This is a genomic window from Streptomyces hainanensis, assembly GCF_004348415.1.
Classification (GTDB): domain Bacteria; phylum Actinomycetota; class Actinomycetes; order Streptomycetales; family Streptomycetaceae; genus Streptomyces; species Streptomyces hainanensis.
Genome location: NZ_SMKI01000279.1, coordinates 1 through 10402 on the forward strand (window position 1 = coordinate 1; position 10402 = coordinate 10402).

At 75.0% G+C, this 10402-nt stretch carries 11 protein-coding genes and 1 pseudogene; 8 read left to right on the forward strand and 4 right to left on the reverse strand.

Features of this window, described 5'->3' with window-relative positions; translation table 11 throughout:
• A partial coding sequence (locus E1283_RS23415; RefSeq protein WP_132820105.1) for an ATP-binding protein occupies positions 1 to 2249 on the reverse strand: 2249 nt, incomplete at its 3' end.
• 95 nt (positions 2250 to 2344) lie between these two features.
• Between E1283_RS23415 and E1283_RS23420 the strand changes: the two genes are divergently transcribed.
• On the forward strand, positions 2345 to 3271 hold the full coding sequence (locus E1283_RS23420; RefSeq protein WP_207930501.1) for an NAD(P)-dependent oxidoreductase: 927 nt from the start codon (positions 2345 to 2347) through the stop codon (positions 3269 to 3271).
• A 68-nt stretch (positions 3272 to 3339) separates the two neighbouring features.
• On the opposite strand, the gene E1283_RS23425 is transcribed toward E1283_RS23420, so the two are convergent.
• Entirely contained in the window at positions 3340 to 4557 is a 1218-nt protein-coding gene (locus E1283_RS23425; RefSeq protein ID WP_132820106.1) for a rhamnogalacturonan acetylesterase, read from the reverse strand.
• A gap of 239 nt (positions 4558 to 4796) precedes the next feature.
• Positions 4797 to 5432 (reverse strand): TIGR03085 family metal-binding protein, encoded by a 636-nt coding sequence (locus E1283_RS23430; protein ID WP_132820107.1) that lies wholly within the window; start codon positions 5430 to 5432, stop codon positions 4797 to 4799.
• Between the two features lie 46 nt (positions 5433 to 5478).
• Here E1283_RS23430 and hisI point away from each other — a divergent pair, with 46 nt between their 5' ends.
• The 7 genes from hisI to trpM all read left to right on the forward strand — a co-directional run bounded on the left by hisI (position 5479) and on the right by trpM (position 10244).
• The gene (gene hisI / locus E1283_RS23435; protein ID WP_132820108.1) at positions 5479 to 5835 is read left to right on the forward strand and encodes a phosphoribosyl-AMP cyclohydrolase; all 357 of its coding nucleotides are present in this window, start codon (positions 5479 to 5481) and stop codon (positions 5833 to 5835) included.
• An 11-nt stretch (positions 5836 to 5846) separates the two neighbouring features.
• Entirely contained in the window at positions 5847 to 7349 is a 1503-nt protein-coding gene (locus E1283_RS23440; protein ID WP_132820109.1) for an anthranilate synthase component I, read from the forward strand.
• Complete coding sequence (locus E1283_RS23445) at positions 7346 to 7963, forward strand: TIGR02234 family membrane protein (protein WP_132820110.1); 618 nt, start codon at positions 7346 to 7348, stop codon at positions 7961 to 7963. The genes E1283_RS23440 and E1283_RS23445 overlap by 4 nt, the downstream gene beginning before the upstream one ends.
• Before the next feature lie 188 nt (positions 7964 to 8151).
• Positions 8152 to 8481, forward strand: coding sequence for an HGxxPAAW family protein (locus E1283_RS38215; protein ID WP_207930502.1), 330 nt, complete (start codon positions 8152 to 8154; stop codon positions 8479 to 8481).
• Positions 8482 to 8550: 69 nt separating this feature from the next.
• The gene (locus E1283_RS23455; protein ID WP_243745045.1) at positions 8551 to 8952 is read left to right on the forward strand and encodes a DUF2752 domain-containing protein; all 402 of its coding nucleotides are present in this window, start codon (positions 8551 to 8553) and stop codon (positions 8950 to 8952) included.
• Between the two features lie 147 nt (positions 8953 to 9099).
• Entirely contained in the window at positions 9100 to 9906 is an 807-nt protein-coding gene (trpC, locus tag E1283_RS23460; protein ID WP_132820112.1) for an indole-3-glycerol phosphate synthase TrpC, read from the forward strand.
• Positions 9906 to 10244, forward strand: a complete 339-nt coding sequence (trpM, locus tag E1283_RS39960) for a tryptophan biosynthesis modulator TrpM (RefSeq protein WP_243745046.1) — start codon at positions 9906 to 9908, stop codon at positions 10242 to 10244. The genes trpC and trpM overlap by 1 nt, the downstream gene beginning before the upstream one ends.
• A gap of 31 nt (positions 10245 to 10275) precedes the next feature.
• Here trpM and E1283_RS23470 read toward each other — a convergent pair.
• Positions 10276 to 10402, reverse strand: a pseudogene (locus E1283_RS23470) (sugar-binding domain-containing protein); the annotation flags it as partial.

Consider the following 10402-nt stretch of genomic DNA (forward strand, 5'->3'; position numbering starts at 1 on the left):
CCCCACCGGTCACCGAGCCGCCGGAACACCGCCAACGCCCGCTCCACCCGGGCCGCGTGCTCCCGGTGATCGCCCAGGGACCAGTGCGACAACGCCAGAAACCACTCCGCGTACGCCAGCGCCGCCGGCTCGTCGAGCCCCGCGAAGCCGCGCAGCGCCACCTCCGCACGCGGCTCGCCCTCCGTCGGGTCGAGAGCCGACATCCCGGCCAGCCACGCCCCGGCCACCGCCCGGACACCCGCCGGCGCCGGCCCCTCGGCGGCCAGCGCCAGCGCCAGGAATCGCCGCGCCTCACCCCGCCGGCCACGCAGATACCAGTACCAGGACAGGGAGTTGGCCAGCCGCATCGCCCGCTCGGCCGCGCCCCGCCCCGCCGCCCACTCCAGTGCGGCGCGCAGCTGGGGCGCCTCCGCGTCCAGCCGGTCGAGCCACTCGCACTGCCGGGGCCCGCGCAGGCCGGGCGCCGCCCGCTCCGCCAGCGCCGCGTAGTGGTCGGCGTGCCGGTCCCGCACCGCCTCCTCCTCGCCCGCCTCCCGCAGCCGTTCCAGGGCGTAGGCCGCCACGGACTCCAACAGCCGGAACCGGCCCTCCTCGGCCACCACCAGCGAGCGGTCCACCAGCAGGGCCAGGGCATCGAGGTCGCCCCCGCACACCAGGGTCACCGCGTCCCGCGCACAGCCGTCCGCCAGCACCGCGAGCCGCCGCAACACCACGCGCTCCGGCTCGCCCAACAGCTCCCAGCTCCAGTCGATCACCGCCCGCAGCGTCCGCTGCCGCGGCGGCGCGTCCCGGGCTCCGGCCGAGAGCACCGCGAACCGGTCGTCGAGCGCGGCGGCCAACTCCCGCACACCCAGGGTCCGCACCCGGGTCGCGGCCAGCTCGAGCGCCAGCGGCAGCCCGTCGAGTCGGCGGCAGAGCGCCGCCACCGCCGCCTGGTTCGCCTCGTCCAGCCGGAAGCCGGCCGCTGCCGCCGCCCGCGCCGCGAACAGCCGCACCGCGTCGGGCGGTTCGAGCGAACCGACCGGGTAGATCCGCTCGCCGCGGATCCCCAGCGGTTCCCGGCTGGTCGCCAGGATCCGCAGCTCGGGCGCCGCCGCCAGCAGCCGGGCCGCCAACGCCGCCGCCGCGTCCACCAGGTGCTCGCAGTTGTCCAGCACGAGCAGCGCCCGCCGGTCCCGCAGCGCCTCGGCCGTCCGTCCCGTCAGATCGCCGCCACCGGGGGCGTCGTCCCGCACCCCGAGCGCGGCCGCGACCGCCTCCGGCACGCCGTCCGCGTCGCAGGCCGCCAGCTCCACCAGCCAGACCCCGTCGGGGAGGGCGGCCTCCGACGCCCGCTCCGCCACCGCGAGGGCGAGCCGCGTCTTGCCCACCCCACCGGTGCCCGCCAGCGTCACCAGCCGGCAGCTCGGCAGCAGCCGCCCGACCTCGGCGAGCTCCCGCTCCCGCCCGACCAACCCGGTGAGCTGCGAGGGCAGTCGGGACCGCGGCCGGGCCGACCGCGGCGCCGCCACCAGGTCCTGCCGCAGGATCGCCGCGTGCAGCCCGGCCAGCTCGGGGCCGGGATCCACCCCCAACTCCTCGGCCAGGCCGCGCCGCACCTCCTCGAACGCCGCCAGCGCCGCGTCCTGCCGGCCCGCCTGCCACAGCGCCCGCAGCTGGATCACCCGTAGCCGCTCGCGCAACGGATGGAGCACGACGAGCTCCGCCAACTCGCCCAGTACCGCCTCGCGTTCCCCCAGCTCCAGCCGCGCCTCGGCCCGCAGCTCGACCGCCGTCAGCCGCTGTTCGGCGAGTCGGGCCGCCATCGGCCGGACGAACTCCGTGTCCGCGTACTCGGCGAAGGCCGGGCCCCGCCACAGCCGCAACGCCTCGTCCAACAGCGCCACCCGCGCCGCCGACACCGCCCGGGAGCCCCGGGCGAGCAGGGCGCCGAACTCGTCCGCGTCCACCCCGCCGGCAGCGGCGCGCAGCGCGTACCCCGCCGGCCCGTGCGCCACCAGCGCCCGGCCGCCCCGCTCCGCGCCGGCCAACGCGCCCCGCAGCTGGGAGACCCGGGCCTGGAGGGTGCCCACGGGATCGCGCGGTGGCCGGTCGCCCCACAGATCGTGGACCAGCCGGTCGACCGGGACCGGTTCGCCGCCGTGCGCCAGCAGGTCGGCGAGCAGCGTCCGCACCTTGGCGTCCGGGACGGTGACCGGCGCGCCCTCGTCCGTCCACACGGCCAGCGGGCCCAGCACTCCGAAGCGCATCCCGCCAGGTTAACCGGCCCTTCGGCCCCACCCGTGGCGGAACCGTGGGCGACCCGAAGGGACCGGGCGCACCGTGGGGCCCGTCGAAGGACCTCATGTCAACGATCCTGGAGAACACCACGATGACCGACCGCACGCCGGAACCCGTGACCGTGATCGGCCTGGGCGCCATGGGCTCCGCCATGGCCGCCGCCCTGCTGGCCGCCGGCCACCCCGTCACGGTGTGGAACCGCACCGCCGCCAGAGCGGAACCGCTGGTCGCCAGCGGGGCGAGGCTCGCGGGGTCGCCCGCCGAGGCGCTGGCCGCCGGCGAGTTGACCGTGCTGAGCCTGGTCGACTACGCCGCCATGCACGCGGTCCTGGACGGCGTCGAGCCGTCCGTGTTCCGTGGCCGGGTGCTCGCGAACCTCAGCGACGACACCCCGGACCGGGTGCGCGCGGCCCACCGCTGGGCGGCGGACCGCGGCGCCGAACTGCTGGCCGGTGGCGTCATGACGCCACCGCCCGGCGTCGGCAAGCCCGGCGCCCACGTCTTCTACGCCGGCGCCGAGGCCGCCCTGGAAGCCCACCGGGACGCCCTCGCGGCGCTCGGCCGACCCGACCACCGGGGCACGGACCCGGGGCTCGCGATGCTCCACTACCAGGCGATGATCCTCGTCTTCTGGTCGGTGCTGACCAGCTACCTCCACGCCACCGCGCTGCTGGGGACCGCGGGCGTGTCGGCCGCCGAGGCGCGGTCCCACCTGCTGGGCCTGCTCCGCGATCTCACCGCCGAGGGCCCGCTCGGCCTCCTCGACGAGGTGACCGACGAGATCGAACGCGGCGTGTACCCGGGCGAGTTCAACAGCCTGGACATGCAGGTCACCGGTGCCGGACACCTCGTGGAGACCTTCGCGGACGCCGGTCTCGGCACCACGCTCCCGACCGCCCTGTGGGAGCTGTTCCGCCGCACCGCCGCGGCCGGCTACGGGGCGAACAACCTGACCAGCGTGATCGAACTGGTCAGGAGGCCGGGGGAGTAGCCGCCGGAGCGGTGTGAAGTGGCCCGGGCGCCCATGGATGTTGGGGGCCTTGGACGCCCGGACCGGTCTCAGGCCGCCGGCAGGATCTCGACGGCGTTCAGGTGCCCGGTCTCGCCGGACACCACCAGGTTGAGCACGCCGTCCGTCACCGTGACGTTCGCGTACGTCTGTGCCGTGGCGGTGTTGGCGGCGGGGGCCAGCCGGCCCGTCACCGAGCCCTCGACGACCACGTTGGTGCGCGCCGAGCCGGTGGCGTCCCCGACGCTGACCTTCACGTCGTAGACGCCGTTGGGCACGTTGGCGCGGAACTCGTACTGGCCGTTGAAGAGGGCCACGAAGTCCCGCTGGAGCTCGTTCATCGCGGTGCCCCGGTCACGCTCGATCAGCCCGCTGCCGACGATGCCGTAGCCGCGCGCCGTGGTGTAGGACGTGGCGGCGGTGACCTGGGTGAACGAGGAGGCGACCGGCCCGCTCGCGGGGCCGAGGTCGTAGACGTCGCTCACCGTGTCGCGTACCAGGGAGGAGAGCGTCAGGCCTTCGCCGCGCACCTCGCGGGCGATCAGCCGGGCCATCTGCAGCGCGCCGTACCGCTGGAAGTGGGTGTCGTCCGCGGTGCCGTTCGGACGGCCCGGGTACTCGCCCGGGTCGGTGTGCAGGAAGACGTCCCTGGCGGCCTCGGGGCCGATGGAGTCGAGGTAGGCGCGGCTCGACGCGGAGAGGTCGATCAGCGGCACGTTCTCCTCCTGGGCCACCTCGACGGCCCGCTGCACGTACTCCGGGAAGGAGACGTTGAAGCGCCCGGTGGTCGCGTTGAAGGAACGGCGCGAGACGGGGGTGACGATCACCGGGATGGCGCCACGGGCGCGGGCGCCGCCGATGTAGTCGTTCCGCAGGTACTCCTTGTAGTCCGCCGGAGAGGTGTACCGGTCGGGGATGGTGACGGAGGCGTCGTTGTGCCCGAACTGGACGAACAGGTAGTCGCCCGGCTGGATCTGGTTCAGGATCGTCTGGAGCCGACCCTGCTCGATGAAGTTGCGCGAACTCCGGCCGCCGATGGCGTGGTTGGCGACGGTCACGTCGTCGGCGAAGTAGCGGTCGAGGACCTGGCCCCAGCCCGTCTGCGGCTCGTAGCCGGAGTTGTACGTCTGTGCGGTGGAGTCGCTCGCGATGTAGACGGTCGGGCCGGCGGCGGCCGCCGCGGCCGTCCCCGGCAGTCCGACGGCCGCCGCGGCCGCGGCGGCGACCACGGCGAGCGCGGTGCCGGCGGCTCTCAGGATTCCTTTCATCCATCACTCCCGTGTGCTGGACTCAGGCGCCGACCGCGGGGGTCGGACTCGCGTCGAACGTGAATCGATTCATTCGATACCCGCGAAACCCCGTTGGTAAGCGCTTTCAAGGGAACGGCGGAAGCGTGGCAAGGCCGCGCCCGACTGTCAACAGGCGCCGCTCACGGGGACGTTGAACGGTCGTGGGGCGCGCCGAACGGTCGACTCGACACCGGAGACCGAGCCGGGCGGCGCGCCCGTCAGGCGAAGCCGAGCGTGGCGGCCCGCAGCTTGGCCACGGCCTCCTCGTCGCCCTCCACGGTGACCTTGGCCGCGTCCTGCCGGCCGGAGGCGAACATCAGCAGCTCGCCGGGCTCGCCGGTGACCGTGACCACCGGGGCGCCCTTGTGCGCGACGGCCACCTGCCCGTTCGGCCGGCGCAGCACGAGCCCCACCGGGCTGCGCCGCCCCATGATCCGGGCCCCGGACTCGACCCGGCGCCACAGCGCGTCGGCGAAGACCGGGTCGAGCGGCCGCGGCGCCCACTCGGGCTGGGCGCGCCTGATGTCCTCGGCGTGGACGAAGAACTCGACCGTGTTGGCCGCCTCGTCGATCTGCTTCAGCGAGAACGGCGACACCCGCGGCGGCCCGAGCCTGATCAGCTGGATCAGCTCGTCGTACGGCTTGGCGGCGAACTCGTTGCGCACCCGCTCACCGCGCGCCGCCAGCGGCTTGATGATGATGCCGCTCGCCGCGTCCGGGCGGCGCTCCCGCACCACGACGTGGGCGGCCAGGTCCCGGGTCGTCCAGCCCTCGCACAGGGTGGGGGCGTCCGGTCCCGAGGTCTCCAAGAGATCGGCCAGCAGCAGCCGTTCACGCTTCGCATGGGTTGACATGATCTCCACCTTAGGGTCTGGGGCGGCGGGGCGGCAGAATGGACACATGCCCAGCACCCCCGCTCTCGACCCGGCCGTCGCCGCCCGCCTCAAGCGCAACCCGGACGGCCTGGTGCCCGCCATCGCCCAGCAGTACGACACCGGCGAGGTACTGATGCTCGGCTGGATGGACGACGAGGCCCTGCGCCGCACCCTCACCACCGGGCGCTGCACCTACTGGAGCCGCAGCCGCCAGGAGTACTGGGTCAAGGGCGACACCTCGGGCCACGTGCAGCACGTCAAGTCGGTGGCGCTCGACTGCGACGGCGACACCGTGCTGGTCAGGGTCGACCAGGTGGGCGCCGCCTGTCACACCGGGGACCGCACCTGCTTCGACGCCGGCGCCCTCCCGCTGGGGCAGTAGGCTCAGCCGGCATGGACCTCGACCGTTTCCGGGTGCTCGCCAAGGAACGCCGGGTGATTCCCGTCACCCGCCGCCTCCTCGCCGACGGCGACACCCCCATCGCGCTCTACCGCAAGCTCGCGGGTGAGCGCCCCGGCACCTTCCTCCTCGAATCCGCGGAGAACGGCCGCACCTGGTCGCGCTACTCCTTCGTCGGGGTCCGCAGCTCGGCCGCCCTCACCGTCCGGGACGGCCGTGCCCACTGGCTGGGCACCCCGCCGGTCTCGGTGCCACGCGAAGGCGACCCGCTGCACGTGCTGCGCGAGACGCTGCGGGCCCTCCACACCCCACGCGACCCGGAGCTGCCGCCCTTCACCGGCGGCCTGGTCGGCTACCTCGGCTACGACGTGGTGCGCCGCCTCGAGTCGGTCGGCGACAGCACCCGCGACGACCTGGCGCTGCCCGAGCTGACCATGCTCCTCGCCTCCGACCTGGCGGTCCTCGACCACCGCGACGGCACCGTGCTGCTGATCGCCAACGCGATCAACCACAACGACCTCGACACCGGCGTCGACGAGGCCCACGCGGACGCGGTGGCCCGGCTCGACGCCATGGAGGCCGACCTGGCCAGGCCGGCGCCCGTCGGCGCCGTGGCCCTCCCGCCGTCCGAGCTGCCGCCGTTCACCGCCCGCTGGGGCGGCCCCGACTACCAGGCGGCCGTGGAGCGGGTCAAGGAGTACATCAGGGCGGGCGACGCCTTCCAGGTGGTGCCGTCGCAGCGCTTCGAGACGCCCTGCCCGGCCAGCGCCCTCGACGTCTACCGGGTGCTGCGGGCCACCAACCCCAGCCCCTACATGTACCTGTTCCGGTTCGCCGGCGAGGGCGGCGACTTCGACGTCGTCGGCTCCAGCCCGGAGGCGCTGGTCAAGGTCGAGGACGGCCGGGCCATGCTGCACCCGATCGCCGGCACCCGGCCGCGCGGCGCCACCCCGCAGGAGGACGCGGCGCTCGCCGAGGAGCTGCTCGCCGACCCCAAGGAGCGCGCCGAGCACCTGATGCTGGTCGACCTCGGCCGCAACGACCTCGGGCGGGTCAGCCGCCCGGGCAGCGTGGAGGTGGTCGACTTCATGTCCGTCGAGCGCTACAGCCACGTGATGCACATCGTCTCCACCGTCACCGGGCGGCTGGCCGAGGGGCGCACCGCCTTCGACGCGCTCACCGCCTGCTTCCCGGCCGGCACCCTCTCCGGCGCCCCCAAGCCGCGCGCCCTCCAGATCATCGAGGAGCTGGAGCCGACCAGGCGCGGCGTCTACGGCGGCTGCGTCGGCTACCTCGACTTCGCGGGCGACGCGGACACCGCCATCGCCATCCGCACGGCCGTGCTGCGCGACGGTGTCGCCCACGTCCAGGCGGGCGCGGGGGTGGTGGCCGACTCGGATCCGGTCGCCGAGGACACCGAGTGTCGGAACAAGGCGGCGGCCGTGCTCAGGGCGGTGGCCACGGCCGGAAAGCTGCGAGGTAGCGTGGAGGCGTGAAGCGTGACCCCACTGCCGGCAGTTCAAGCGCGCCACGGCGCGCCCTCGCCGGCGCGCTGCTGAGCGGCGCGGCCGGGGCCGCCGTCGTGTTGATCGCCGCCGGCCAGACCTGGGGCGAGGGCGAGGCGTCGGCCGCCGGTGCCGAACTCCCGGTGACGGCCAACGGCAACGCCGTCTCCGCCCTGCCGAGCGCCCTGGCCCTGGTCGGACTCGCGGCGCTGGTCGCCGTGTTCGCCGTCCGCGGCACCGGCCGCACCCTGGTCTCCGGAGTGCTCGCCCTCAGCGGCGCCGGATCGATCGGCGCGGCGCTGCTCGGCGCGGGCGACCTGGACGCCCTCGAGGACAGCGCGGCGGAGGTGATGGGCCTCAGCGAGGCCGCCGTCAGCAGCGTCAGCCACACCGGCTGGCCCTGGGTCTCCGCGGTCGGCGGCCTGCTGTCGCTGTGCGCCGGCCTGCTGGCGCTGAGCTACGGCCGGCAGTGGCCGGCCATGTCGGCGCGGTACGAGCGGACGGGGCGCCGCGTCGAACGACGGCGGCCGGGGACGACGTCCGGGCAGAGCGACCGCCCCGAGGACATCTGGCGGGCGCTCGACCGGGGCGAGGACCCGACCTAGGGCCGGAGGGCCCGTCCCCCGAAGCCACTCCCGAAGCCTTTCCGGAGCCTTTTCCGGAGCCTTCCGCACGGGGTTCCCCCCGGCCATCCGGGACCCCGCCAGGGACTGTCGGGACCGGCTGCGACAATGGACGACAGTGCCCGAGCGAACGCCCGCACGCCCGACTCTTGGACTCACAAGGAGCACACATGGCGGACAAATACCACCACGGAAACTCTCCCGCCGCCTGGATCGCCGTCCTGATCATCTTCGTCGGCACGGGCGTCAGCAGCGCCTACACGATCATGGCGCAGCCCCTCGGCGTGCTGGCCGGCCTCCTGATCGTCGCGCTCGGTGGCGTCGCCGGCCTGGTGCTCAAGGCGATGGGCTTCGGCCAGCAGCAGGTGCCGGCCGACCAGGCGCACGGCGCCAAGGCCAAGGTCAGGGCCGGCGCGGCCGAGCCGGCCGCCGTGACCGTCGCCGCCGACCGGGCGGGCGACACCGGCGCCGAGTCGGAGCAGGCCACCGTCAGCGGCTGACGTCCCGCTCGGGCCGCGCCGCGGGCCGTACCGATTGCGGGGTGGGCGGCGCGCCCTGAAGCTGGGCGTGTGCCACCTCCCCGCGCCCAGGGCGCGCGTTCGCTCGGCTGGGCCGCCGCGGCCGGCGTCTTCTGCGCCGGCGCGGTCCTCGTCGCCCCCGCGGCGCTCCTGCCCCACCCGGCCTGTCCGGTGCCGGCGCTCACCGGGCTCCACTGCCCCGGCTGCGGTGGGCTTCGCTGCGCCGCCGCCCTCGCCAGGGGGGACCTCGGCGCCGCACTGGGCGCCAACGCGCTCGTGGTGGCCGCGGGCGCCGTGCTGGCGCTGTTCCTCGCGCTCCGGCTGATGTCGGCCCTCCTCCGCCGACCACCGCCGGCCCCGCCTCCCCGCGCCGTCGCCTGGGGCCTGGGCGGCGCGGCGCTGGCCTTCACGGTGCTTCGCAACCTGCCGATCGGCGCCGTGCTGGCACCCTGACCAGGCGAAGTGTCGGGCCTGTCCGATATGTGGGACAACGCCCGGGCGGGTGCGAAACCTCTGCCCACCGCCGGATACCATCGGTGTGATTGCTCCCCCCAGGACTGTGGTCCGGGATTCCCAAACCGACAGGAAGGGGCCGGTCGCGTGAGTGTCCTCGACGAGATCATCGAAGGAGTCCGCGCCGATCTTGCCGAGCGGCAGGCGCGGGTAAGCCTCGACGAGCTCAAGGAAACCGCGGCCAAGGCCCCGCAGGCCAAGGACGGGGTGGCGGCCCTCAAGGGCGCAGGCGTCTCCGTGATCTGCGAGGTCAAGCGCTCGAGCCCGTCCAAGGGCGCGCTGGCCGCGATCGCCGACCCGGCCGGGCTGGCCGCCGACTACGAGTCGGGCGGCGCGTCGGTCATCTCCGTGCTCACCGAGCAGCGCCGCTTCGGCGGCTCCCTCGACGACCTCACCGCCGTCCGGTCCCGGGTGGACATCCCGGTGCTCCGCAAGGACTTCATCGTCTCCTCCTACCAGCTGTGGGAGGCGCGCGCGCACGGCGCCGACCTGGTGCTGCTGATCGTCGCCGCGCTCGACCAGCCGGCGCTGGTCTCGCTGGTCGAGCGGGCCGAGTCCATCGGCCTCACGCCGCTGGTCGAGGCCCACGACGAGGACGAGGCGGCGCGCGCCGTCGACGCCGGGGCGCGGATCATCGGGGTCAACGCCAGGAACCTCAAGACGCTCGAGGTCGACCGCGGCACCTTCGCCCGGGTCGCGCCCGAGATCCCGGACCACATCGTCACGGTGGCCGAGTCCGGCGTGCGCGGGCCGCACGACCTGATCGCGTACGCGAACGAGGGCGCCGACGCCGTGCTGGTCGGCGAGTCCCTGGTGACCGGCCGCGACCCGCGCAGCGCGGTCGCCGACCTGGTCGCCGCCGGCACCCACCCCGCACTGCGGCACGGCCGCTGATGCGGGGCGCCGCCGCGGGCTCGACCGCGGGCGGGAGCGGCGCGGCCGCCCGGCCCGGGCGGTCGGCCGCGCCGGCGACCCCGTCGAACGACCCCACCGAGGCCGGCCGCGCCGACCACGACCGGGATGCCGAGGCGCCGCTGGACGCCGTGCCGGTCGGCGGCTTCGCCGTGACCGTCGGCGTGCGGAGGGCGGCACCGCCGTCCCGTGACCCCGGCCGTGGGCGTCGCCCCCGTGGCTGCCGGGCGCCCGCCAGGCGCGTGCTGGGGCGTCGCGTCCGCTACCACATCGGCTGCGAGCCCGGGCAGGTCAACGGCCGCCGATGGCAGGCGGCCTGACCGGCGGAGCCGGGCCCCGGGCGGTCGTCGTCACCGGGCGGAAGATGCCGCTCAGCCGGATCATGTCCTGGTCCTCCAGCCAGTCGCCGTCGGAGTAGCGGTAGACCTCGACCGCGATCTGGTTGGCGCCCTCGATGAGGTACGGCGTGATGTCGTAC

What these genes read in the sequence shown, in the direction of transcription:
- E1283_RS23420 (WP_207930501.1), top strand. Translation starts at nt 2,345, where the DNA reads ATGTCAACGATCCTGGAGAACACCACGATGACCGACCGCACGCCGGAA.
- E1283_RS23425 (WP_132820106.1), bottom strand. Translation starts at nt 4,557, where the DNA reads ATGAAAGGAATCCTGAGAGCCGCCGGCACCGCGCTCGCCGTGGTCGCC.
- E1283_RS23430 (WP_132820107.1), bottom strand. Translation starts at nt 5,432, where the DNA reads ATGTCAACCCATGCGAAGCGTGAACGGCTGCTGCTGGCCGATCTCTTG.
- hisI (WP_132820108.1), top strand. Translation starts at nt 5,479, where the DNA reads ATGCCCAGCACCCCCGCTCTCGACCCGGCCGTCGCCGCCCGCCTCAAG.
- E1283_RS23440 (WP_132820109.1), top strand. Translation starts at nt 5,847, where the DNA reads ATGGACCTCGACCGTTTCCGGGTGCTCGCCAAGGAACGCCGGGTGATT.
- E1283_RS38215 (WP_207930502.1), top strand. Translation starts at nt 8,152, where the DNA reads ATGGCGGACAAATACCACCACGGAAACTCTCCCGCCGCCTGGATCGCC.
- trpM (WP_243745046.1), top strand. Translation starts at nt 9,906, where the DNA reads ATGCGGGGCGCCGCCGCGGGCTCGACCGCGGGCGGGAGCGGCGCGGCC.